Annotated in this window: 27 protein-coding genes and 1 pseudogene; 16 read left to right on the forward strand and 12 right to left on the reverse strand. The window is 57.7% G+C overall.

The annotated features are described in order from the left end of the window. Positions 1–5: 5 nt before the first annotated feature. The 3 genes from VN577_05265 to rpmE all read right to left on the reverse strand — a co-directional run bounded on the left by VN577_05265 (position 6) and on the right by rpmE (position 2,960). Positions 6–1,112 (reverse strand): hypothetical protein, encoded by a 1,107-nt coding sequence (locus tag VN577_05265; protein ID HWR14213.1) that lies wholly within the window; start codon positions 1,110–1,112, stop codon positions 6–8. Between the two features lie 10 nt (positions 1,113–1,122). After that, on the reverse strand, positions 1,123–2,610 hold the full coding sequence (locus tag VN577_05270) for a c-type cytochrome (GenBank protein HWR14214.1): 1,488 nt from the start codon (positions 2,608–2,610) through the stop codon (positions 1,123–1,125). Between the two features lie 131 nt (positions 2,611–2,741). Then, positions 2,742–2,960: a 50S ribosomal protein L31 gene (gene rpmE / locus VN577_05275; GenBank protein ID HWR14215.1), complete on the reverse strand. Its 219-nt coding sequence runs from the start codon at positions 2,958–2,960 to the stop codon at positions 2,742–2,744. Between the two features lie 120 nt (positions 2,961–3,080). Here rpmE and VN577_05280 point away from each other — a divergent pair, with 120 nt between their 5' ends. From VN577_05280 to VN577_05300, 5 genes are all read left to right on the forward strand, one after another. Further along, positions 3,081–3,287, forward strand: a complete 207-nt coding sequence (locus VN577_05280; GenBank protein HWR14216.1) for a hypothetical protein — start codon at positions 3,081–3,083, stop codon at positions 3,285–3,287. 188 nt (positions 3,288–3,475) lie between these two features. Next, complete coding sequence (locus VN577_05285) at positions 3,476–3,961, forward strand: prepilin-type N-terminal cleavage/methylation domain-containing protein (protein HWR14217.1); 486 nt, start codon at positions 3,476–3,478, stop codon at positions 3,959–3,961. A gap of 53 nt (positions 3,962–4,014) precedes the next feature. Then, positions 4,015–5,058, forward strand: coding sequence for a Holliday junction branch migration DNA helicase RuvB (ruvB, locus tag VN577_05290; GenBank protein ID HWR14218.1), 1,044 nt, complete (start codon positions 4,015–4,017; stop codon positions 5,056–5,058). Positions 5,059–5,076: 18 nt separating this feature from the next. Further along, positions 5,077–5,589, forward strand: coding sequence for a heme-binding domain-containing protein (locus VN577_05295; protein HWR14219.1), 513 nt, complete (start codon positions 5,077–5,079; stop codon positions 5,587–5,589). A 78-nt stretch (positions 5,590–5,667) separates the two neighbouring features. Next, the gene (locus tag VN577_05300) at positions 5,668–6,330 is read left to right on the forward strand and encodes a deoxynucleoside kinase (protein ID HWR14220.1); all 663 of its coding nucleotides are present in this window, start codon (positions 5,668–5,670) and stop codon (positions 6,328–6,330) included. A 16-nt stretch (positions 6,331–6,346) separates the two neighbouring features. Here the strand turns inward: VN577_05300 and VN577_05305 are convergent, their stop codons facing one another. The 3 genes from VN577_05305 to VN577_05315 are packed head-to-tail and all read right to left on the reverse strand — an operon-like array spanning position 6,347 to position 9,016. Next, the gene (locus VN577_05305) at positions 6,347–6,922 is read right to left on the reverse strand and encodes a ribonuclease HI family protein (protein ID HWR14221.1); all 576 of its coding nucleotides are present in this window, start codon (positions 6,920–6,922) and stop codon (positions 6,347–6,349) included. Between the two features lie 50 nt (positions 6,923–6,972). After that, entirely contained in the window at positions 6,973–8,337 is a 1,365-nt protein-coding gene (locus VN577_05310; GenBank protein HWR14222.1) for an Nramp family divalent metal transporter, read from the reverse strand. Continuing rightward, positions 8,309–9,016, reverse strand: a complete 708-nt coding sequence (locus tag VN577_05315; GenBank protein HWR14223.1) for a metal-dependent transcriptional regulator — start codon at positions 9,014–9,016, stop codon at positions 8,309–8,311. Before VN577_05315 ends, VN577_05310 begins: the two co-directional genes overlap by 29 nt. 131 nt (positions 9,017–9,147) lie before the next feature. Here VN577_05315 and VN577_05320 point away from each other — a divergent pair, with 131 nt between their 5' ends. The 4 genes from VN577_05320 to VN577_05335 all read left to right on the forward strand — a co-directional run bounded on the left by VN577_05320 (position 9,148) and on the right by VN577_05335 (position 12,252). Continuing rightward, a complete protein-coding gene (locus VN577_05320; GenBank protein ID HWR14224.1) occupies positions 9,148–9,519 on the forward strand; it encodes a hypothetical protein in 372 nt (123 codons plus the stop codon). A gap of 124 nt (positions 9,520–9,643) precedes the next feature. After that, positions 9,644–10,369: a hypothetical protein gene (locus VN577_05325; protein ID HWR14225.1), complete on the forward strand. Its 726-nt coding sequence runs from the start codon at positions 9,644–9,646 to the stop codon at positions 10,367–10,369. A gap of 113 nt (positions 10,370–10,482) precedes the next feature. Next, positions 10,483–11,757: a phosphoribosylamine--glycine ligase gene (gene purD / locus VN577_05330; protein ID HWR14226.1), complete on the forward strand. Its 1,275-nt coding sequence runs from the start codon at positions 10,483–10,485 to the stop codon at positions 11,755–11,757. Then, on the forward strand, positions 11,758–12,252 hold the full coding sequence (locus VN577_05335) for a DinB family protein (GenBank protein ID HWR14227.1): 495 nt from the start codon (positions 11,758–11,760) through the stop codon (positions 12,250–12,252). Here the strand turns inward: VN577_05335 and cax are convergent. Both cax and VN577_05345 read right to left on the reverse strand, forming a co-directional pair. Next, positions 12,249–13,388, reverse strand: a complete 1,140-nt coding sequence (gene cax / locus VN577_05340; protein ID HWR14228.1) for a calcium/proton exchanger — start codon at positions 13,386–13,388, stop codon at positions 12,249–12,251. The genes VN577_05335 and cax overlap by 4 nt on opposite strands. Before the next feature lie 69 nt (positions 13,389–13,457). Next, a complete protein-coding gene (locus VN577_05345; GenBank protein ID HWR14229.1) occupies positions 13,458–13,847 on the reverse strand; it encodes a hypothetical protein in 390 nt (129 codons plus the stop codon). Positions 13,848–13,979: 132 nt separating this feature from the next. Between VN577_05345 and VN577_05350 the strand changes: the two genes are divergently transcribed. The 4 genes from VN577_05350 (at position 13,980) to fabF (ending at position 16,673) form a co-directional block, all read left to right on the forward strand. Beyond that, the gene (locus tag VN577_05350) at positions 13,980–14,708 is read left to right on the forward strand and encodes a polysaccharide deacetylase family protein (GenBank protein HWR14230.1); all 729 of its coding nucleotides are present in this window, start codon (positions 13,980–13,982) and stop codon (positions 14,706–14,708) included. A 154-nt stretch (positions 14,709–14,862) separates the two neighbouring features. Further along, entirely contained in the window at positions 14,863–15,108 is a 246-nt protein-coding gene (gene acpP / locus VN577_05355) for an acyl carrier protein (GenBank protein ID HWR14231.1), read from the forward strand. An 82-nt stretch (positions 15,109–15,190) separates the two neighbouring features. Then, entirely contained in the window at positions 15,191–15,436 is a 246-nt protein-coding gene (gene acpP, locus VN577_05360) for an acyl carrier protein (GenBank protein HWR14232.1), read from the forward strand. Position 15,437: 1 nt separating this feature from the next. Beyond that, positions 15,438–16,673: a beta-ketoacyl-ACP synthase II gene (gene fabF / locus VN577_05365; protein ID HWR14233.1), complete on the forward strand. Its 1,236-nt coding sequence runs from the start codon at positions 15,438–15,440 to the stop codon at positions 16,671–16,673. A 64-nt stretch (positions 16,674–16,737) separates the two neighbouring features. Here fabF and VN577_05370 read toward each other — a convergent pair whose 3' ends face one another. Further along, positions 16,738–17,262, reverse strand: a complete 525-nt coding sequence (locus VN577_05370; GenBank protein HWR14234.1) for a hypothetical protein — start codon at positions 17,260–17,262, stop codon at positions 16,738–16,740. Between the two features lie 208 nt (positions 17,263–17,470). Between VN577_05370 and VN577_05375 the strand changes: the two genes are divergently transcribed. Next, entirely contained in the window at positions 17,471–18,169 is a 699-nt protein-coding gene (locus VN577_05375; GenBank protein ID HWR14235.1) for a PilZ domain-containing protein, read from the forward strand. Here VN577_05375 and VN577_05380 read toward each other — a convergent pair whose 3' ends face one another. Both VN577_05380 and VN577_05385 read right to left on the reverse strand, forming a co-directional pair. After that, positions 18,170–18,853, reverse strand: coding sequence for an HAD family hydrolase (locus tag VN577_05380; protein ID HWR14236.1), 684 nt, complete (start codon positions 18,851–18,853; stop codon positions 18,170–18,172). A 3-nt stretch (positions 18,854–18,856) separates the two neighbouring features. Then, positions 18,857–18,997 (reverse strand): annotated as a pseudogene (locus VN577_05385) (DUF6496 domain-containing protein). Positions 18,998–19,025: 28 nt separating this feature from the next. Here VN577_05385 and VN577_05390 point away from each other — a divergent pair. Then, positions 19,026–19,304, forward strand: coding sequence for a hypothetical protein (locus VN577_05390; GenBank protein HWR14237.1), 279 nt, complete (start codon positions 19,026–19,028; stop codon positions 19,302–19,304). Between the two features lie 45 nt (positions 19,305–19,349). Continuing rightward, on the forward strand, positions 19,350–21,107 hold the full coding sequence (locus tag VN577_05395; GenBank protein HWR14238.1) for an ATP-dependent DNA ligase: 1,758 nt from the start codon (positions 19,350–19,352) through the stop codon (positions 21,105–21,107). Here VN577_05395 and VN577_05400 read toward each other — a convergent pair. Then, on the reverse strand, positions 21,104–21,784 hold the full coding sequence (locus VN577_05400; protein ID HWR14239.1) for a winged helix-turn-helix domain-containing protein: 681 nt from the start codon (positions 21,782–21,784) through the stop codon (positions 21,104–21,106). The genes VN577_05395 and VN577_05400 overlap by 4 nt on opposite strands. Positions 21,785–21,830: the final 46 nt, after the last annotated feature.

Here is a 21,830-nt window from a genome sequence, read left to right on the forward strand (position 1 = left end):
CTCGATCAATGTTGGGCTGCGTGCCGAGCAAGATCTGCTGATCCTTTCGCGGTGACGACCTTACGCAACATCCAGAAGAGAGTCGCAAGTCCGGCGACGAAGAGAACCAGGAAGATCCCGATTACGCTCCATTGTGGCACAACCGCAAGTTCATGCGGATTGAAGACACCATTGAGGTATCCGGTTCGGACCACGTCGCGCATCGCGATCATCACGGCGACAGTCAGCACTGCACTGGCAATTCCGGCGATAGCCTGGCGGGCTGGCTTGCGCCCAGAGAGAGCGAGCATCAAGTGAACGATGGCGGCAACGGGAAGAAGGAAGCCAATCAGCAGCAGGGCCGAAGCAAGCGGGCTCTGTCCCATAAAGAGCATGCGAACATCGCGGGGAATGGCGAGCAGAAACCAGAAGCCGATTCCGAAATTCACGACGGTCGGGATGGTGAACCAAAGGGCCCCTTGGCGAAGCATCCAGTCACGCACTTTAGCTTCGGTTTCGCGCAAAGCGAGGAGCACGACCAGCAGCCCGCCGAAGGCGATGCCGGAGATCGCCATGTGGAGATAGCGCGGGATGAGCGAGACCTCGCCGATGTTGAGATGAAGTCCAGCGGCGTTCGCGCGATACATATCGGCCCAACGCTCAGGTGTGAGCATCAGCGTCATGTTGTTGACGTAGATGAAGCCGATGGTGAAAACCATGAGTACGCCGAGGACGGCACCCGTCATCGACTGGCGCAGATTCGACCAGTAGAACCCGTAATAGCCGATGAGGAGCAAGAGGATGACGGAGAGCCACGCAACGCCGAGCAGGATGGAACTGGTGTAAAAAAGCTGTCCGTACAGAACCTGAACGAAGAGCAACGCAGCCACGCCGAGCGTAATGGTGCCGGCCAGCAGGACTGGAAGCACGGCGGCAAGCCGGGTTCCCAGTATGTGGGCGAGTTCATTCGAGCGTCCGCGTATGCGCGAGATCAACGCTATCAGTCCGCCGCCAACGACCATATTCATAGCCAACAGGTGAAGGAAAAAGGTAAGGAGCAACAGCGATTTCAGCAGCCACACGGGGGCGGGCAGCGGCATGGGATCGGCGGTCGGAATGATGACGGTGATCATGTCGTTCTCCTTACTTTTGTGTGCTCAGCCACTGGGCGAGAGCACGACGTTCGGTTTCGGTTCCGGTGAAGGGCGGCATCTGCGGAATCATCACGTCGAGTTGCTGGAGGATGGAATCGATTGAATCGACGTCCGATCCGGCGATTGCGAGTGGACGCATCTTGCCGCCGATGGTGTGACACTGTGCGCAACGCGCCTGAAAGATCTCGGCGCCCGACTGCTGCGCGGGAGCGGGTGGCGCAATGGACGCGAGATACATGCCCAGAGCGGCCGCATCGGTGGCATCGCCGGCAAAGGGCGGCATGGTGCCGCGAGTGAGATTCAGATTCGGTACGATACCGGCGGCGTACTTGGCATCCCATCCGCGAATCTTGGGCCGGATGGCACGGTAACTGTCAACGGAGTGGCAGCTTCCACATTGCAGAGCGAAGACCTGCTGTCCGTAAGTGGCGTTCGCGGCAGGTGCAACACGCAACCACCTTGCGTGCGCGGCGATGCCTCCGGTCATGGCAACGTTCTGGATGTCGGCGGCCCGGAGATCATTGGCATAGATGTAGTTGTTAATCACCCACGGCTTCCGCACGTACTCGCGCAGGTATTCGCCCGTTGCGAGCGTGCCGAAACAAGCGAGGAAAAGAAGCGTCATAACCGGACGCTTCATCCACTGCGGCTTGGCGATTGCGAAGATGATGGTTAGAAGAAGTGCGAACAGTGTGCAGGTTACGCCAAGCCGTACGGTGTGCTGGGCAGCCGGAAGAAATCCGGCGATATAGTCCTCGGAGAAGGTAGGGAACTTCAGGAAGTACCAGAACCCGGCAATCGGAGTCAGGACCAGTCCGAGGATGAGCCATTGTCCCGCCCAGCGAATGACCTTCTCGCGGGTCGGGGAGGAGAGCTCCATGGCGGTAATCAGTCCGAACACACCAGCGAGCGCGACGGTGAAGAAGGTGCGCATGAAAAGTGATGGGAAATAGGTCGGATTGAAGAAGCCGTCCCAGAAAGCCTTTGTCTCAAGCCACCTGCCGGGCGTGAGCATGTAGGTGATGATGCCGTTGATTACAACCAGACTTGCCCAGGCGGCGATGAAGTAGATCCAGCCGACGATGAGGTGCGTGCGGCGGTCGAGGCGATCCCACGCATAGGCGTAAATCAGCGCGGCGGCGATCTCGATGAAGAAGAAGACCCACTCGATGGCCCATCCCCACACGAAAGTGTGAATCAGCGACGAGGTTGCTTCGGGACTGACCAGGCCGATGGTGAACCAGATCCCAACGCCCGTCACCGCCCCGAAGACGAGCGTCAGCAGGGCGAAGAATCTAGAGTGCTGCCGGACGTAGGCGAGGAGGTTGTCATCGTTTTCCCGGTACGCCTTGCGTTCGGTGATGACGAGGTAAGCGCCACCGCCGATCGCAAAGTGCGAAACAAAGACGTGCAGGACAGCGATAAACGCGATGAGCAGTCCGCCGGGGACGCCCAATTGCCAGACAGGATAGTTCATGGGTTACCTCTCGGACGAAGAGGTAACCATCAACTTTTCAGCACTTACAGGCTGTGACGAATCGCACCTTGGCGGGTGACAAAAGGAAAGCCTCCGGCTGGCGGAGGCTTCCTGAACTGTGAAAAACGGCTCTACTTGGAGGCCGTTTCGCTCTTCGCGTACTTGCGGCGGAAGCGGTCGATACGACCAGCAGTGTCAACGAGCTTCTGCTTGCCGGTAAAGAACGGGTGGCAGGCGGAGCAAATTTCTACGTTGATGTCGCCGTGGTGCGTGGAACGGGTGGTAAACGTGTTTCCGCACGCGCAGTGAACACGGACTTCATGGTAATCGGGATGGACGGCTGCCTTCATGTTGCTTCAAAACCCTTTCTGCAAAAGAGTTATTTTAACGGAAACCGGCAGTTTTGGGCAAATCCGCGAGTCACCTGTCGCGAAAGGCACGCAAGAGCTACACTTTATGGGCTTTCGGCGATGGCCCGGTTCGAACAATACGAGGTTTGGGAAGTGCAGGAAGGGCGCTGGAACTTCGTGGCGTCGTTCACCGACTTCGACACCGCGTACTCGATCAGCAGGAACCGCAAGGACAGGGTACGCCTACTAAAGGTTACCTATGAGGGCTCGCAGATGCTGGAGCAGGAGATAATCGCCGAAGTGGGAGCCACCCGGATAGAGCCTTAGTAGTTCCGACACGGAAGTAACCTTGGCAGGGTCGGAAGGCTATGGGAGACTGACTCAGGTTTCGCGGGTTGTTGTCGAACCATGTACCCTCCTACCCCGCGTACCAGGATTCGCCAGTATTATTAGCGGCGGTGATGGGCAGTTACAATCGCCCGCACGGGGCCGTGTCTCTGGGAGACGAGGGCGATATGGTGCGTGAAAAGGGATTCTCCTTAGTTGAACTGCTAATCGTGGTGGCGATCATCCTGATCATCGCCGCAATCGCTATTCCCAACCTGATGCGGTCTCGAATTGCTGCTAATGAGGCCGCGGCAGTGTCGGGCATCCGCGCCATCACAACGGCCGAGCACGCTTACAACCAGACGTATCCGCAAATAGGATTCACGTGCACGATCTCGGAGCTCGGTCCGCCTCCCAATCCAACAGATCCTCCGACGGAGACAGCGGCTGGCATTCTTGACCCGGTGATTGCCGCGGGCGCGAAGAGCGGATATTCCTACGCCTTGGCAAACTGTGTCGGTACGCCGCGCGCGTCATTCGAATCGGCCGCCACTCCCCTGCAAATCGGCAGCAGCGGACAGCGATCTTTCTGTTCCGATTCGTCGGGCGTGATCCGGTATTCCGAAGATGGCTTGGCGGCGAGTTGCAAAGCTGGCAACAAGATCCTGCAGTAAACGGCAAATCCCCCGATTGCCAGCAAGCCGCGTTCAGCTTAGTATCCGGGTGAGTGGCTTCCACCAACCCAAATCCCGATCTTCGCGAAAGAATCGTCTCGGCATCGGTCACCGAGGATGATGCCTCCTTCGAATTGAAGCTGCGGCCGCAGCGTTTGCAGGAATTCATCGGACAAAAGAAAGTCAAAGAAAACCTGGCGGTGGCCATTGAGGCTGCGCGCTCGCGCGGCGAAGCTCTGGATCACGTGCTGCTGTATGGCCCTCCGGGATTGGGCAAGACAACACTGGCGACCATCATCGCGAATGAACTGGGCGTTATGTTCCAGCAGACGTCGGGCCCGGCGCTTCAGATAAAGGGTGACCTTACGGCGATCCTGACCAACCTGCGCGACAAGCAGGTGCTGTTCATCGACGAAGTCCACCGGATGCAAGCGCAGTTGGAAGAACTGCTTTATACGGCACTCGAAGATTACAAGCTGGACATCATCATCGGACAAGGCCCGGCGGCACGCACCCACACCATGGATGTGAGGCCGTTCACGTTCGTCGGCGCAACGACCCGGGCTGGGTTGCTGTCGGCGCCATTACGTTCGCGCTTTGGCGTGGTGTTGCGGCTGGAGTTCTACACGGATGCCGAATTGAAGTTCATCGTGGAGCGCTCGGCGGAAATCCTGAATGTGCCGATCGATGAACAGGGTTCGCACGAGATTGCTTCCCGTTCGCGTGGCACGCCGCGTATCGCGAATCGATTGCTGAGACGCGTGAGGGATTACGCCCAGGTGAGAGGTGGCGGAAAAATAGACGGCCCGACGGCCCGCGCGGCGCTCGAGTTGCTGGAAGTGGATAAGCACGGCTTCGACGAAATGGATCGGCGTCTGTTGAAGTTGATTATCGAGAAGTACCAGGGCGGTCCGGTGGGGTTGAATACCCTGGCGGCGGCGCTGGCGGAAGAGGCCGACGCGATCGAGGAGATCTATGAGCCCTTCCTGATCCAAATCGGGTTTCTGAACCGGACCCCGAAGGGACGCACTGTAACTCATCTTGCGTACGAGCACTTCAACATCAAGCCGGGACGCAAGCAGAGCACACTGTTCTAATAGAATCATTAGAGAAAGATGAAGAAGAAAATCCTGCTCATCGTGGTGGTCGCTCTGGTAGCGATTCAGCTATACCGTCCGGCGAAAACCAATCCCGCGGAAGATCCGTCGCACAACTTGAAGGCGGTGGCGGAAGTGCCGCAGGAGGTGGATGCGGTGCTCGCGCGTTCCTGTAATGACTGCCACAGCCACAAAACCGTGTGGCCGTGGTACAGCAATGTCGCGCCGGTGTCGTGGTTCGTGATCTCGGACGTGAACGATGGACGGCGTCACCTGAACTTTTCGGAGTGGTCTACCTACAAGCCAGAGCGCCAGCAGCGAAAGCTGAGCGAACTGTGCGAGGAAGTGGAAAAGGGCGAGATGCCGTTGAAGCAGTACGTTTGGATCCACACGGAATCCGGGCTGAACCAGTCGCAGAAGGAACTACTCTGCAACTGGACCAAGGCGGAACAGGCGCGTGTGACAGCAAGAACCGGTGTGGCGGTTCCGGCGAAGGAACGCGGCGGCATGCAACCGGAACAGAAGAAGTAAGTTTACTGATCGCGCAATTGTTTCTGCGGACAAGAGGCGATATGCTCTGGCATCCGCTAAACACAGGGACCCTGGAACATGGCCAATCTTTTCGAGTCTCCCCGATACATAGCCGTTGAAGGACCGATACGGGTCGGCAAGAGCACGCTGGCGTCGGTGATCGCCGACCGCCTGCATGCGCAGCTGATCTCCGAACCGGAGAATAACCCGTTTCTTGGCCCTTTTTACGACGGCGATCGCGGAGCCGCGTTCCAGGCGCAATTCGCATTCCTGATCCGCAGATTCGAGCAGTTGAGTTCGCTCGATGTGGGTCCGAACTCGCGAAAGATCGTGGTGGCCGACTACATCTTCGAAAAAGACAAGCTGTTCGCGTGCTTGAACCTGAGCGACCAGGAATTGGATATCTACAATCGTTATTACGACCGCTTTCGCGAACAGATTCCCACGCCCGACCTTGTGATTTACCTGCAAGCTACGCCTGAGATATTGAAGAAGCGGCTAAAGAAGAAGGGCGCGACTTCGGAGTCGTCGATCAGCGAGGACTACATCGAGGAAGTGGTCAAGGCATACGAACACTTCTTCTTCCACTACACGGCGTCGGATTTGCTGATCGTGAATACGAACGAGATCGACTTTGTCGACCGCAACGAAGACCTGCAAGAGTTATTGCGGAAGGTCAGCGAACCGGTACGAGGGACGCAGTACTTCCTGCCACTCGGGTCGCAGTCGGCGAACGCGTAACTTCAGGGGAAAGCGATCAGGCTTTTCGAATCAGCACCTTGGTTCCTTCCGGAAGTGGGCCATCCAACAGTTCGATCTTTCCGTTTTTCACCACGCCGTGGAACACGCCCGAGATCACCGGAGCGGGGGCTTCGGCTTGTTTCGGCCGGCCTGAGCCTTTGTCCATGGCTTCGTTGGCGAGGCGATCGGCGTCTTTGTTCTTGCCGCGAAGGACGTGCTGGATATTGAACCAGTCGAGCTGAGAGGTCAGGCGCTTTGCGCGGGCATGTAGTTCCTGTAGCTGGGCGTTGCTGACCTTGTAGATGCCCTTCATCTGCTTGACCATTAATTCCGAGTCAGAAACAACCTGAAGAGCACGATGTCCGTTCTGTACCGCCCATTCCAACGCGGCGATCAAACCAGAGTATTCCGCGTAATTGTTGGTCTGGTTGCCGAGGTAGTGGCTGAGTTCGGCGAGCTTGTGGCCAGCCTGGTCGGTGATGAAGACGCCGTATCCCGCAGGCCCAGGATTCCCGCGCGCGCCTCCATCGGTGTAGGCGATCAGGTAAGAGTCGGGCTTGGTCGGCTCAGTGAAAAGGGCGGAGTTCTTCATCGGGAATCGACGGAACGGCATGCGCTGAGTTTAACAGCGCATGGCCCAAGCTATCCCCTGAACATTTGGACCAAAAGCCAGCCGTTCAGTCCGGCGATGAAGACAGCGACTGTCCACGCAAGTACCTTAAGCCACGTCGCATTCACGAATTCGCCCATCTTCCGCTTGTCGCTGGTGAACATGACAAGCGGGAACACGGCAAAGCTGAGCTGCATGCTCAAGATCACCTGGCTGAGCACCAGCAGTTTTGCGGTTCCGGATTCTCCGTAGAGCGCAGTCACCGCGACGGCCGGAATGATGGCCACTCCGCGCGTTACCACCCGGCGCAGCCACGGACGTATCCGGATATTCAGAAAGCCTTCCATCACGATCTGGCCGGCGAGGGTTCCGGTCAGCGTGGAGTTTTGTCCGGAGGCAAGCAGCGCAAGCGCAAAAAGCGTACTGGCCCCGGTGACGCCGAGCAATGGCGTCAGGAGTTTGTAGGCGTCCTGGATCTCTGCCACTTCGTTGTGGCCGGTACTGTAAAACGCGGCAGCGGAAACGATCAGAATGGCCGCATTGATAAACAGCGCGAGTGAGAGCGCGACGGCCGAGTCGATCTGGCAGAACTTGATCGCCTCCCGCATGCCTTCGCGGGTGCGCTTAAAGTCGCGCGTTTGCACCACGGCCGAGTGGAGGTACAGGTTATGTGGCATCACCGTAGCGCCAAGAATTCCGATGGCGATGTACAGCATTTCGGGGTTGACGACAATCTGCGGCGAAGGCACGAAGCCGCCGAGAATGCCGGCGACGCTCGGCTTCGCGAAAAGTATCTCGAGTCCGAAGCACACACCGATGATGCCAATGAGCGAGATGACCAGCGCTTCGATGTAGCGGAACCCGCGCTGTTGCAGCAAAAGGAGCAGAAAGACGTCGAGCGCCGTCAAGCAAACACCCCAGATCAGCGGAATGCCGAACAACAGGTTCAGAGCGATCGCCGAGCCGATGACTTCGGCAAGATCACAGGCGGCGATTGCGATCTCGCAAATGAACCACAGGAACATCGAGACGGGCTTGCTGTAGGAGTCGCGGCAGGCCCGTGCAAGATCGCGTCCGGTGACGATGCCCAACTTCACGCAAAGGCTTTGAAGCAGGATCGCCATCAGGTTGGAGATCATGATGACGGAGAGCAGCGTGTAGTTGTAGCGGGACCCGGCGGCGAGATCGGTGGCCCAGTTGCCCGGATCCATGTAACCCACCGCTACGAGGAAGCCCGGGCCCGCAAACGCGAACAATTTACGCAGGAACGACGATCCGTGAGGGACAGGGATGCGCGTGTGGATATCCGGCAGAACCGGCAGTGGCGTAGATGCGCGCCAGCCTCCGGTCTGGAAACCGATAGGGGCCTCAGTGACTGTTTGCTGCTCGTTTGACATTCTTGTTGGCTCGACGGTTCTGTTGTGCGGCAGACTCCACCCAGACCTTTTCGGCGGCGCCCTGGCCTAACGGCACAGTGCCAGCGGAGGTCTGCAGTGTGAGTGTCTGGTCGTAATTGCGTTCTGAGATTCGAACTTGTGCGCCCGGGCGAATGCCAAGCCTGTCCAGATACTGAAGCAGTTGACGGTCGCGTTCGTAAACGGAGTTCACTACAAAATCACCGCCGGGTTCGGCGGCGGAAAGCTGGAGCAGTCCGCGCTTGCGTCGCGCAACCGGACTTTCCGGGATCATCAGGTTGCCGTGTGGGCAGGTGCCGGCGCGGCCGATCTTGTCCACCAGCAGGGATTCAAAGTCAGCGGATACGGCGTGTTCCAGGCGCTCCGCCTCGTCGTGGACCTTGAACCACTCCATGCCGAAGACTTCGTGCAGCATGCGCTCGATCAGGTGGTGCCGCATCGCCAGGCGACGGGCGATCTCCCGTCCGGCGGGCGTAAGCCGCACCGTACCCTGCGCTTCCACCCGGACGAGGCCGTCCTTCTTCAGGCGTCTCAAGGCCATGGTGACCGCCGGAGCGGAGACGGAGAGCCAGTGCGCCAGGGTGGCGGAGATTACCTCCTGCCCTTCGCTCTCGGCTTCGAGGATGGCCTTGAGGTAATCCTCTTTGGAGACCGTGATCATGAAACTGGAATTATACATCTTTGGTTAACTATGGTTAAGTTACACCTGTGATGCATAGTTCACCATCATATTTGAGCCGCATCGGCCGTTATTTGCCCGATTAAGCTAGAATCTGGGGATTCGGCGCGACGATGGCGAGGAAACCTCCAGTTTCGGTGTTGATCGTGAGCTGCATGTTCATTGTGGCGGGTGTAGTTGGCCTCTTCTACCACTTCGGAGACTGGAGAACCCCCAACATACCCATGGGCGAGTTCATCTGGGCGATGGTTCTGCGCTTTGTGGCGGTGGTCTGTGGCGTGTACATTCTTCGCGCGAGAGATTGGGCACGCTGGCTGGCAATCTGCTGGATGCTGTACCACGTCGCCTTAAGTACCTTGCATTCATGGTCGGAAACGATCATCCATCTGCTCCTGCTGGCAGCAATTGCATACGGCCTTTTCCGGCCGCGAGCTGGCGAGTTCTTCCACGGAAACCGTCCGGCGAAACCCCCTGTTGCTGCGTGAGAGGATGGAGTACCGGACTGAGCTTTCCCTCGAGATTGCTGGTTGTCGCACGTATCTCAAAGGTTATCGGAGATCACTGCTTGGCGCCTGCACTTCGGAGTACCATCCGCCCAACGAGTGCCAAATGTCCGCAAGTTCTCGCAGACTGATCCGGCTGACGTTCCAGTGCGCGGTGCAGAGCCTTCTTAGATTTTCAACAGTTGTGTTGATGGCGGCTGTAGCCGCGCTGCTAAGTTCTACCTGCATGGCGGGCGGCATTGATTGGCCTAACTCCGGAGATGCGTCTGTCCATCCGCTATGGGTTGCGAACGACCCACATGTAATCGAAGAGCGACTGCTCGGGACTTGGTTCAGTTATCTCGTGCTGGATCTGGGCATCATGATTGCTCCGATCTCCACACGAGTGCAGGTAACCGCGAATCGCGCGACGGCAGAATATCAACTTGTGTTCTCCTCCCTACCCGATAGGCGTGCGGACGATCCTGAATTTAGGATCGTTTTCCAGGGTTTTCTCGTGCGCTTGAACGGTCAACTCTTTCTCGACGTCACAACGAAGAACGAGAAGCCCAAGCTACATCGAGTGTTCCTGGTAGTCCTGGACAAGGGCATTCCACGCCTGATCAGATGGCGGTTTCTACTTGCTGAGAACTGGTCGAAGAAGCTTCAGTTGGACAAGGACTCGGTGGCCCGGGCTGACTCGCGAACCCTTCGACAATTCGTAGCGGAGCATGCGCACGACACAATGATCTTCCCAACCGCCAACGAGGACTGCGGGGAATCGTGCCTGGGAAAAGTTCCTCACAATGTTTTTCCGCTGCTCCCGCAAGGTATGAAACCTGTGACCAATTAGGTCATTGCAGGTGCCCTCGGAGCCAGCAGGCTTTCCCTGGGTTCTAACTCCTAATCCCGTTGCTGTTTGACTTTGAACGCCATCGCACCTAACCTGATGCGTTCGAGACTGCGATGAAAGTTCTTGTCCTAGGAAGCGGCGGCCGTGAGCACGCCATCGTCTGGAAGCTGCGGCAATCACCCAGCGTCAAGCAGGTGTATTGCGTTCCGGGGAATGCCGGAATCTGTGAAGAGGCGGAGTGCGTTTTCGGCGACCTGAAGAGCGTGGATTCACTGGCGCAGGTCGCGAGCAAGATTCAGCCGGACATGACGGTCGTCGGCCCCGAACTTCCCCTTTCTCTGGGAGTGGTAGAGGAATTTCAGCGGCGAGGATTCCGCATCTTCGGACCCACCTCGGCAGCCGCACGGCTTGAGTCGAGCAAGATCTTCGCAAAAGAGTTCATGCAGCGGCACCGAATTCCAACGGCGCATTACGCCGTGTGCACAAAAGTGCAGGAAATCAAGGACGCCCTGCCGCACTTTTCCACGCCGATTGTGGTGAAGGCCGATGGTCTGGCCGCCGGCAAGGGCGTGGTGATCTGCAAGTCGCGCGAGGAAGCCGGCAATGTAGCGGCCGAGATGCTGAGCGGCCGCATGTTGGGTGACGCCGGAACGCGCGTGGTACTGGAAGAGTTCCTACAAGGCGAAGAAGTGTCGTTCCTCGCTATTTGCGATGGTGAGCGGGCCATCCCGCTGGTTGCAGCCCAGGACCATAAGCGCATAGGAGACGGCGATACCGGCCCCAACACGGGCGGCATGGGTGCGTATTCCACTCCGGAGCTGCTCGATCCGCAAATGAGCGAGTGGCTCCTGACGCATGTAACGCGGCCGGTGATCCAGGCCATGAAGAGCGAGGGGGCGGAGTATCGCGGCGTCCTCTATTGCGGTTTGATCATGACCGCTCGCGGCCCAATGGTGCTGGAGTTTAACTGCCGGTTCGGCGACCCCGAAACACAGCCGATCCTGATGCGACTGGAAAGCGACCTGCTCGGGGCGTTTATCGCGTCTGCGGAAGGCCGGCTCAGCGAAGGCGACCTGAAATGGTCGAAGGACGCAACCGCCTGTGTCGTGATGGCGGCGGGCGGGTATCCGGACAAGCCCGAGCTGGGCAAGGTAATCCACGGATTAAAAGAGGCAGACCAGGTACCCGGGGTGAAGGTGTTTCATGCTGGAACGCGCCGAACTGGCGACGATTTCGTCACCAACGGCGGACGTGTCCTGGGCGTGACAGCTCGCGGCCCGGATCTGAAAAGCGCGGTTGCCAGCGCCTACCAGGCAGTTGGCAAGATTCACTTCGAGGGCATGCAGTTCCGGCACGACATTGCTGCCCGCGGACTGCGGGGGAAGTGATTGCCGGAGTCGCCGGGCATCAGCTTCGAAGACCTGCTCCGATATGAGGAAGAGCAGACCGAACAGTGGCGCCAACTATTCACTAAAAAGCCTTACCTGCTCAAAGTCGATGCCACTCCCACCAGCACGGTGGCTGAACTGTTGTTCCACACCTTCGCCGCGGAATATCGCAGTGCGCAGCGATTGCTCGGCGAAGAGATGACGCCGGACACGCAATTTGCACAACGGACAGTCAGCGATCTCTTCAGCATTGGTGATGCGGCGCGTCTGAAATTCCGCGAGTACCTTTCGCAAACCTCGCAGCAGGAAATCGCAGAGCCCAAGACGTTCCCAAGTCACACGCTGGGACAGTTTCAGGCAAGCCCTAAGAAACTACTTGCGCATGCCATTGTGCATAGCATCCGGCATTGGGCACAGATCGCGCGGGTGCTGCGTGAAAACGGTCAGCGCGCCGACTTCAGCCACGACCTGCTGTTTTCGAAGAAGATCGATTAGTGTCCTGTGGCCGGGACGAAGTAAAACGCCACCGCCATAATCAGATAGACAGCCAGCAACTGTACGCCTTCAAACCAGGTCGTTTCGCCATCTGAGGCGATCATCTCCACCGTGATTACCGAGAGCGCGATGCCGGTGATCTCGAGCGGAGTGAACACCAGGGACATCGGCCGTCCCGCCAGCCCATAAGAGAGGAAGACCAACAGCGGAGCCACGAGCAGCGCAATCTGGATGCTAGATCCCACGGCGATCGATAGCGCCATTTCCATCTTGTTCTTGCGCGCTACCATGATGGCCGAAGCGTGCTCGGCGGCGTTACCGATCAAGGCGATGAAGATCACGCCCATGAACAAGTCTGACATTCCGAGCGCACTCTTAGCGGCTTCAATCTCGCCGACGAGGATCTCGCTTAGCAGTCCGACGAGAACGGTCGCGATCGTGAGCGAGATGGCAGCAAACTTTGCCGAACCAGCCGGTTTGGTGTGCTCCGAGGAGGTTGGCGACGACGGCCCGCCACGGAAAGTGAACAGCAGGCTGAGAGCGTACACGGCAACCAGCACAACCGAGGTCAGCAGGCTGAGGCGCTCGATCTTGTCGCCATGTTCCTCAAGCCGTCCGAAGACGGCAAGGTCGAAGACGGCCGGCATAACCAGCGCGACAACCGCGATGAACAGCATGGTCGCGTTGATACTGGCGTGCTGTCGGGAGAAGGTTTGGCGCTCACGCCCGATTCCGCCTGCAAGCACACTCAACCCCATCACCAGCAGCACGTTGCCGATGATGCTGCCGGAAAGCGATGCCTTGACCACCTCCGAGTGCCCGGCTTTCAACGCAAAGAACGCGATGATCAACTCCGTGGCGTTTCCCATGGTGGCGTTAAGCAACCCGCCCATGCGCTCGCCCAGGTGGCCTCCGAGTTCTTCTGTGGCATGGCCGAGGGCGCCGGCAAGAGGAATGATGCCGAGGGCTGAAACCGCAAATACAACCAGAGGCGGCGCCGGTACAAAGTAATGAATGACAATGGCGGCAGGAACGAACACAAGCATCAAATCGAGATACTTGTGCCCGGTATTTAAGGGGAACTTTTCACGCCAACTGGCGTTTTTTCGAGAGGAACCGCCTTGCGATTTTGTCACTTACCCGCCTGCAAGCAGGGATAGACCACATCAATAGGGTTCCGATTGTAATGGGTTTCGCTGTAGCTGTCAGGCCGTGTGTGCCAATGCTTCGAAACGAGCGATGAAATATTCCAGGGGTTCGCCTTTCCACAGCAAGCGGCCTGGAGGAAGCGAGGGCAGCGGCTTCTTGCAGTCCGCCAGACATGCAATCGTCGCGTTCGGGTTGAGGCGCTGCAGTTTGCGGCTGAGATCCTCCGCGCACACGGCGTTCAACTCCACCGGGATGACGATGATGTCGTAGGAGCGAGAGCGTGTCATGGTCATGGCGGCTTCCGCACAACTGGCGGAGTCGACTTCATATCCCCGTCGGCGCAAACATTCGGAGCGCTCGGCTGCATCCTGGTAGCTGGTTGCAACGAGCAGCACACGTTTTTGCGAACCGAGGGGCCGCAATACGAAACTGGATCTCTGGGCCATCGAACCTATCCTGTCAAACAGGAATCTGCGAGCGGAGGGGGGAGACGCTACTTAACGGCTGAGTATAGCTCTGTTTTTTTCGGAATCAAGAGAAAATGCAAACTTTTTCCACATTTTTGTATAATGCTGAAAATGCTAGGGTTAGCTGTGGGAATTTCCGGGGCACTTGTTTACGCAGGCTATCACACGATGGCTCCGCGGTCGCAGCTCTACGGCAAAACCTTCCTCGGACATCGTGACGGGCGACGCGAGATCGCGTTGACGTACGATGATGGACCAAACGACCCCCACACCTTCCATTTAATGGAGGTATTGGCAAAGCATGATGTCCGCGCGACGTTTTTCCTGGTCGGGAAATATGTCGATCACCGTCCCGATATCGTTCGCGAGCTCGTTAAAGCAGGACACGTTGTCGGGAACCACACGTACACCCACCCCAATCTGATCTTCCGGTCGCAGTCGCAGGTTCGGGAAGAACTACTTCGTTGTGAGCGAGCGCTCGATAACGCCGTCGGCAACCAGCATGCCAAGTTGTTTCGCCCCCCGTTTGGAGGAAGGACGCCCTTTGTCCTTCGCACCGTGCGCTCGGAAGGATTCACGCCGGTGATGTGGAATGTGACCGGCTTCGACTGGAAGTTGACGTCGGCTGAGGCCATCGTAAACAGGGTCACGCCGCAGGTGCGTGGGGGAGATGTAATCCTGCTGCACGATGGCGGGCATTTGGCGTTCGGCACCAACCGGTCACACACGGTTCGAGCGACGGAGAAACTACTCGAGAAATTCCGCTCCGAAGGGTACGTCTTTAAAACCATACCCGAGATGATGGCTCCGGCGTCCCGGCCGCAGACTGCCGCGGTTTGACCCCGGTTTCGGCAGTCGCTAGGATGATTCCTGTCCTGGGGAGGTGGGAACGGGTGTTCGCATGTCACAAGCGCCTGCGACAAGCCTTCCTTTACACGTTTTCAGCGCGGCATATACACTAACTGGTTTACAGACGATAGGAGGAGCCGCTCAGATGGCATCCGTAGAGGAAAAAGTTAAGCAGATTATCGTGGAACAACTCGGAGTTGACGAGGGAGAAGTGACGGCCAATGCCTCTTTCGTCGATGATCTCGGCGCCGATTCTCTCGACACGGTCGAGCTGGTGATGGCCTTTGAAGAAGCGTTCGACATCGAGATACCGGATGAAGATGCAGAGAAGATCCGCAGCGTCCAGGACGCGGTGGACTACATCGGCAAAAACGCCAAGGTAAAACAATAATCCCGAGCAAGAATTTTGGTGGCCTCCGCCTGGCGGAGGCCGCGTTGTATTGGCGAATTCCGCCGATTCGCAGGAGAACAGCATGGCTGCAGTAGATGAGAAGGTAAAACAGATTGTTGTGGAACAACTTGGCGTCGATGAGGGCGAAGTGACACCCAGCGCCAGCTTCGTCGACGACCTTGGCGCCGACTCCCTCGACACCGTGGAACTGGTGATGGCCTTCGAAGAGGCCTTCAACATAGAGATTCCCGATGAAGACGCCGAAAAGATCCGCACCGTGAAAGACGCGATCGACTACATCGAGAAGAACGCGAAAGGCGGCAAATAGTTTGCAGCGGCGCGTCGTTATTACCGGTTTGGGTCTGATCTGCGGAGTTGGCAATACCACCGAGGAAGTCTGGAAGGGCTTGCTTGCCGGCAAGAGTGGCATTGGCAGGATCACCCAGTTCGACGCTTCCCAGTTCGCATGCCAGATCGCAGCTGAAGTCAAGAATTTCGACCCGCTCAATTTCGTCGAGAAAAAAGAAGTGAAAAAGATGGGCCGCTTCATCCATCTGGCGCTGGCAGCGTCGGAGGAAGCGATGAAGATGTCTGGCCTGCAGATCACGGAAGAGAACGGCCATCGTGTGGGTGTCCACATTGGCTCAGGCATCGGCGGCTTTGACGTAATTGAGCGTGAGCACACCAACCTCATGCAGGGTGGTCCGCGCAAGATTTCGCCTTTCTTTATTCCCGCATCGATTATCAATCTTGCTGCCGGACACGTGAGCATGCGTTTCGGAGCCAAGGGGCCCAACGAGGCAACCGCGACCGCCTGCACCACCAGCGCACATTCCGTGGGCGATGCCTTCAAGATCATTCAACGAAACGATGCCGACGTCATGATTGCCGGCGGAACTGAAGCTGCCATCACTCCGATGGGCATCGGCGGATTCGCCGCCATGCGCGCTCTTTCCACCCGCAATGATGCTCCCGAAAAGGCGAGCCGTCCGTGGGACAAGGACCGCGACGGTTTTGTGGTTGGCGAAGGTTCCGGCATCCTGATCATGGAAGAACTCGAGTACGCCCAGAAGCGTGGCGCGAAGATACTGGCGGAGATCGTGGGATACGGCATGAGCGGCGACGCTTATCACATCACCTCTCCGGCGCCGGAACACGAGGGCGGGTATCGCGTGATGCAGAACGCCATCCGTGATGCGAAGATCCAGCCGTCGCAAGTCGGCTACGTAAACGCTCACGGCACTTCGACCGATATCGGCGACAAACTTGAGTCCATCGCGATCAAGCGTGCCTTCGTGGACAAGATCCCTCCTGTGAGCTCGACCAAGTCCATGACAGGGCACCTTCTCGGCGGGGCCGGCGGACTGGAAGCAGGCATCACCGTGCTCGCGCTTCGCGACCAGATTCTGCCTCCGACGATGAATTACGAGACCCCGGATCCGGAATGCGATCTGGATTACGTTCCCAACCACCCACGCAAAGCGGAGGTGGAGTATGCACTGTCGAATTCCTTCGGCTTTGGCGGAACGAACGGCTCGCTCGTATTCCGTCGCTGGACCGAATAGCTCTTACTTCTGAACAAAATAAAGGCGCAGGCTCATACCTGCGCCTCTTTTATTGGGCTGAGAATTAACGAGGATTGGGAGCGGGAGTGGTATTGGCGCTGGTCGTCGTGGTTTGCGCGCTCTTCTTGTGTTTCCCATGATGGCCGCTGTGCGTAGCCATACCCGAGGCGGCCTGCGTCTCACAGGTGTCGGCGACGTCCTTCACCGAACTGACCTGGAAGTGCTTCTCGTTCTTGTCCTCGTTCGCTTCGGACTTCTCCGTCGTTTTGCCCTCGGCTTTTTCCGTCGTCCAGTTGCCGCTTAGCTGCACTTCATGCCCGGCGTGTTTGCTGAGATCCTCGGAGGTGGAAATCAACTCGACTGTCTTTTTGCGTCGATTCGTGAGCGTGTAGTTGCCTTCGGTGTTCGCGGACTGGCTTAAGCAGCCGGTGAGTGTCTTGCCGGCCTTTGCCGATTTGGTGTCACTGGTATGTTTCGGCATGCTGCTGCCGGAACCCTGGCTGGTGCTGGATGTGGCAGGTTGGTTTTGCGCGACAACGGTTATTCCCGCAAGAAACACCGTGGCGCACGCAAGCAATACTCGCTTCATAGGTACTCTCCTTAAATACTTCACCCCGTAGCGCCTAGATGTGAGGGGAAACACTGAGGTTGTCCAGTGCACCTGCCGGATTGCAAGGCTGTAAATCACAACCGGCAAAAATCTGATGGGCCATGACCTTGGTTACCGGATTGCGTGATTGCCAAGTTTTTCGGAAACGTGCAGAATGTGAGTTCTCCCCGTGAGTTAATCTGTCTCCATGGCCCTTACATCAGCAGTGTCGGTTCTGAAGAAAGCCGCAGCTCGCGCGGTCCTGTTTAACGTCGACGAGATGACGGCGGCAATCCTGCGCGATTGCTTCAAGCAGTTCGGAATCGACACCACCGTCCTGACCACCGCCGATGCGGCGCGCCTTCAGAAGGAAAAGGTCGATGCTTGCGTGATTTGGCTGGATGAGGACGCCGGACAAATCCTGGAGCAGGCACGGACGTCCCCTTCGAATCGGCGCCTGGTGGTCTTCGGTATCTGCGGTGGCGTGGGCGAGGCGATCCGTTATTCGAAGTACGGAATCAACGTACTTCTCGAAAAGCCCGTTGACCGGCAAAACGCCTTACGCGCCGTTCGCGCGACGCACTTGTTGATCATCAACGAGTTCCGGCGCTATGTGCGCATTCCCATTGTGGTGAAACTCGAAGCCGTTGCCGGACTGCAACACATTTCCGGTAGCACCATCGAAGTGAGCGGCGGCGGCATGTCGATCCGCTACAAGGGCAAGCTTGCGATGGGTGACGATATCCAGGTGGCGTTCGATCTTCCCGGGCAGGCCGGGCTAAAACTCAAAGGACAGATTTGCTGGCTTCGTCCTACGGATTCCATGGCGGGCGTGAAATTCGAGATCGATCAACCGGCCCGCGAGTCGGTGAAGCGGTGGATCGACCAGTACCTGGACATTGATTAGCTAGGCGGCTATACCGGTTGGCGATGCCAACGGTGACCGCGCATAGTGCAGAAGCAGATCGCTCGGGTCACGATAGACGGCTACGCATCCGGCCTCTCGCAGTTGTTCTTCAGACCACCCTCCGCACAATACACCGATAGTCCGCACTCCGGCCTTGTCTGCCGAAATGGCGTCGTAGGGAGTATCTCCGATCATGATGACTTCGCTCGGATCGGGATTATGTAGCTTGGCCAACGCAGCGTGAATGATGTCGGGATCAGGTTTGGAGTTCTCGACGTCATCGGAGGAAGTTTCGCGTTGGATCAGGTCGTTGATGCCGGCGATCTTCTTGTACGCTTCCAGTTCGTCGCCCTTCGCCGACGAGGCCAGTACCACCTTCTTGCTCTCGGCCAGTAGCCGCTCGAACAATTCTCGGACCATCGGGAATGGCTGCACCTTCGGCAGGTATTCGCGCTTCCACAGTTCGCTGCGGAACTTATCCAGCTGCTTTCCCAGGCGTTCGTTTTCGCGTTCGTATAAGAAATGAGGGATCAGTTTGTCTGATCCCTTTCCAATCTGCTGCCGGACTTCTTCGAACGTCACATTGTGACCGAATTGCTGGAACGCCTGCTGCCAAGCGTGCGCATGAAGATTGACGGAATCGACGAGCGTTCCATCAATGTCGAAGATAACCGCCTTAACCATCTGCTAAGCGGCCTTCTTTCGTGGGGGTACCTTCGCGCCGGCACGGCGCGCTTTCGAAAGCCCAATGGCGATCGCCTGCTTGCGGTTCTTATGCTCACCCTGCTCAAGGTGATGCATTTCAGTCCGGACTTCTTCCTGTGCCTTCGGTCCATATTTCCTTGATGAACTCGATTTGCGTGAGCTCGAGGAGCGTTTGCTTGCAGACCGCGAACCTCCGCGCGAGGACGACGAACGTGACTTGCTCGACTTGCTGCCGCTCGAGCGTTTCGTGCCCCGGCTCTTCGTGCTCGTTTTGCGCGAACCGGTCTTCGAACCGCGGCTGGCGCTTTTGCGTGAACTCGATTTCTTCGAAGCTGATTTGCGGCCACTGCGTTTTGTTGCCATCACTATCCTCCCGGATAAAATCACTTTCAGTTTCAGAGTGCTGGCAACCACAAATGGTTGCGTGTGAATCGCGTATCCTTTCAAGCGCGCATTCATCAAAAATGGTTCATTCATGCACCGGCTCGCACAAGTCGCCGAAGCAATCGCCGCCACGACCAAGAAGTCGGAGAAAGTTCGCCTGCTCGCGGACTACTTTCGTGAGCGAACGGTAGAAGAAGCAGCGGCCTCGGCGATCTTTCTTTCTGGTCGTGCATTTCCAGCGTTCGAAGAGATCACCCTGCAAGTTGGCGGCACAATTTTGTGGAGCGTCCTGCGCGAAATCTCGCACCACTCGGACGAAGAGATGACGCAGGCCTATCGCAAATATGGTGACCTTGGTTCCGCCGCATATGATCTGCTGCAAGGCTCCGCACCCAAGCTAGGTTCGGTGAACGTCGTCGACCTTGCGCGCGAATTTCGTCGCATCGCGGGAACCAGGGGCGCAGCGGCGAAGGCATCGTTCGTGCGCCTTCTCTTCGCGAAGCTCACTCCTCTCGAAGCGAAGTACGTGGTGAAGATCATGAGCGGAGATCTGCGAATCGGCTTGCGGGAGAGTCTAGTGGAAGAGGCAATTGCAGTCGCCTATGGTGACCCCCTCGCCGAAGTGCAGAAGGCCAACATGCTGCTCGGCGATATCGGCGAGACTCTCAAGCTTGCGGCAGCACGACGACTCGCCGACGCTCGGATGCGCCTCTTCCACCCCATCGGCTTCATGCTTGCGAGCCCAGCGGAAAGCGCCGAAGAAGCATTCAGCTATTTCGATCACGCACAGGTCGAAGACAAGTACGACGGCATCCGCGCTCAGGCGCATGTATCCAACGGAGAGGTTCGCATCTACTCGCGAACGCTGGACGAGATCACCGACTCATTTCCGGAACTGCCGGATGCACTTTGCGCCTTTACCGGCGAACTGATCATGGACGGTGAAATTGTGGCGTGGCATCGCCCGGAGGGTTCAACCGACATCGGCCGTGCGTTGCCATTTACGGAAATTCAGAAGCGCCTCGGACGAAAGAAAGTGACGCCGTCCCTTATGCGAGAAGTGCCGGTGGCGTACGTGGTCTTTGACGTTCTCTTTGCAGACGGCGAATTGGTGATCGAGCGGCCGCTTGCCGACCGTGGTGCCCTGCTTGAGGCAATCTTCGCGCGCGCGGTTCAATTCCCAAATACGCGGCGTGCCGTGCGCACGCGGGCGCCACAAGGCCAGTTGGCGTTTAAGCCCTTGGTGGAGACATCCTCGATGGCGCAGGTTCTACGAGCACCGGTGGTACGCTCGGAGTCGACCGAAGAACTCGCGCAGATCTTCGAGCAAGCACTGGAGCGCGGCAACGAGGGTCTGATGATCAAGGATGTTCGCTCGCCGTATTCTCCCGGCAGGCGCGGCAAATCGTGGCTGAAGTTGAAGCGTGAATTGGCAACACTCGACGTGGTAGTGACTGCCGTCGAGTTCGGCCACGGGAAAAGGGCCTCAGTCCTGAGCGACTACACGTTTGCGGTGCGCGCGTCTGACACCGACGACTCTCTGCTCAACGTCGGCAAAGCGTATAGCGGCTTGACCGACGTTGAGATTGCGCAGATGACGGATTGGTTCAAGGCGCACACGATCGAAGACGAAGGCTGGCGCCGAACCGTGGAGCCGCAGATCGTGATTGAAGTCGCATTCAATGCGGTAATGATCTCCGATCGGCATAACAGCGGCTATGCGCTGCGCTTCCCGCGAATTGTCAGGCTGCGTCCGGACAAAACAACCGACCAGGTCGACACCCTGGAAAGAGTGCGCGAGATCTTCGAACGGCAGAAGAAGAGCTATCCATCGAGAGATGCTGTTTAGGCCTGCCAGTCGATGCCGAAATGAGACTTAAGGCGTCGCCTGCCAGCAGCGGTGAGCGAAACCGCCCGTGTCTCTTTCGTTCGGGAGAACCACCCATCTTCCAGCAGCTTCGAAGCAATCTCTGCACCAAGCGCTCCGCCGATGTGATCTTTCCGTTCCGTCCAGTCGAGACAAAGCGGCGCGAATTTTCTGCGGTTCCGCGCAAGTCTTCCCAAGTCAATCCCGAAATCCTGAAACCACTTTTCGCCTCGCGAGGAAACGCTGAAGTTCTTACTGTCGGCCACGATCAACTTCCTGCGCGTCAGTGATTCGGTAATGTCGAGCGCCAGCCTTCCAGCAAGATGGTCGTAACAGTAACGGGCCAGGCGGATTGGTGAGGCGTTGATGTCTTCGGTGCGTTGCGCCGGAGCCACAGTCAATAACGATTCCACACAGCGGGCCACTTCCGGCGACGCCAGCCGAAAATACTTATGCCGGCCCTGCTCTCGCGATTGGATGAGCGAGTCGGCAAGCAGTCGGCGCAGGTGCGCGGTGGCTGTTGCAGGTTCCACGCCTGCTCCGTACGCGAGTTCCTTTGCCGTGAGAGCACGGCCTTCCGTTAAGAGAACAAGCATCCTGATCCGTGTGGCATCGCCGATGGTCTGGGCAATACGCTCGATGTCGGGCTTTGCAGTCATAGTTTCATGGTGAACGAAGTATTTGTGCGTGACAAGCCCCCGCTCG

This window comes from Terriglobales bacterium, assembly GCA_035561515.1.
GTDB lineage: Bacteria > Acidobacteriota > Terriglobia > Terriglobales > Acidobacteriaceae > DATMXP01.

Coding starts and splice junctions, on each gene's coding strand:
- VN577_05320 (HWR14224.1), top strand. CDS start 9,148: ATGGCGAGGAAACCTCCAGTTTCGGTGTTGATCGTGAGCTGCATGTTC.
- rpmE (HWR14215.1), bottom strand. CDS start 2,960: ATGAAGGCAGCCGTCCATCCCGATTACCATGAAGTCCGTGTTCACTGC.
- acpP (HWR14232.1), top strand. CDS start 15,191: ATGGCTGCAGTAGATGAGAAGGTAAAACAGATTGTTGTGGAACAACTT.
- VN577_05395 (HWR14238.1), top strand. CDS start 19,350: ATGCACCGGCTCGCACAAGTCGCCGAAGCAATCGCCGCCACGACCAAG.
- VN577_05295 (HWR14219.1), top strand. CDS start 5,077: ATGAAGAAGAAAATCCTGCTCATCGTGGTGGTCGCTCTGGTAGCGATT.
- VN577_05325 (HWR14225.1), top strand. CDS start 9,644: ATGTCCGCAAGTTCTCGCAGACTGATCCGGCTGACGTTCCAGTGCGCG.
- VN577_05300 (HWR14220.1), top strand. CDS start 5,668: ATGGCCAATCTTTTCGAGTCTCCCCGATACATAGCCGTTGAAGGACCG.
- VN577_05285 (HWR14217.1), top strand. CDS start 3,476: ATGGTGCGTGAAAAGGGATTCTCCTTAGTTGAACTGCTAATCGTGGTG.
- VN577_05315 (HWR14223.1), bottom strand. CDS start 9,016: ATGATCACGGTCTCCAAAGAGGATTACCTCAAGGCCATCCTCGAAGCC.
- VN577_05345 (HWR14229.1), bottom strand. CDS start 13,847: ATGGCCCAGAGATCCAGTTTCGTATTGCGGCCCCTCGGTTCGCAAAAA.
- purD (HWR14226.1), top strand. CDS start 10,483: ATGAAAGTTCTTGTCCTAGGAAGCGGCGGCCGTGAGCACGCCATCGTC.
- VN577_05375 (HWR14235.1), top strand. CDS start 17,471: ATGGCCCTTACATCAGCAGTGTCGGTTCTGAAGAAAGCCGCAGCTCGC.
- VN577_05305 (HWR14221.1), bottom strand. CDS start 6,922: ATGAAGAACTCCGCCCTTTTCACTGAGCCGACCAAGCCCGACTCTTAC.
- VN577_05265 (HWR14213.1), bottom strand. CDS start 1,112: ATGATCACCGTCATCATTCCGACCGCCGATCCCATGCCGCTGCCCGCC.
- VN577_05370 (HWR14234.1), bottom strand. CDS start 17,262: ATGAAGCGAGTATTGCTTGCGTGCGCCACGGTGTTTCTTGCGGGAATA.
- VN577_05380 (HWR14236.1), bottom strand. CDS start 18,853: ATGGTTAAGGCGGTTATCTTCGACATTGATGGAACGCTCGTCGATTCC.
- acpP (HWR14231.1), top strand. CDS start 14,863: ATGGCATCCGTAGAGGAAAAAGTTAAGCAGATTATCGTGGAACAACTC.
- VN577_05350 (HWR14230.1), top strand. CDS start 13,980: ATGCTAGGGTTAGCTGTGGGAATTTCCGGGGCACTTGTTTACGCAGGC.
- VN577_05280 (HWR14216.1), top strand. CDS start 3,081: ATGGCCCGGTTCGAACAATACGAGGTTTGGGAAGTGCAGGAAGGGCGC.
- VN577_05400 (HWR14239.1), bottom strand. CDS start 21,784: ATGACTGCAAAGCCCGACATCGAGCGTATTGCCCAGACCATCGGCGAT.
- VN577_05270 (HWR14214.1), bottom strand. CDS start 2,610: ATGAACTATCCTGTCTGGCAATTGGGCGTCCCCGGCGGACTGCTCATC.
- VN577_05310 (HWR14222.1), bottom strand. CDS start 8,337: ATGTCAAACGAGCAGCAAACAGTCACTGAGGCCCCTATCGGTTTCCAG.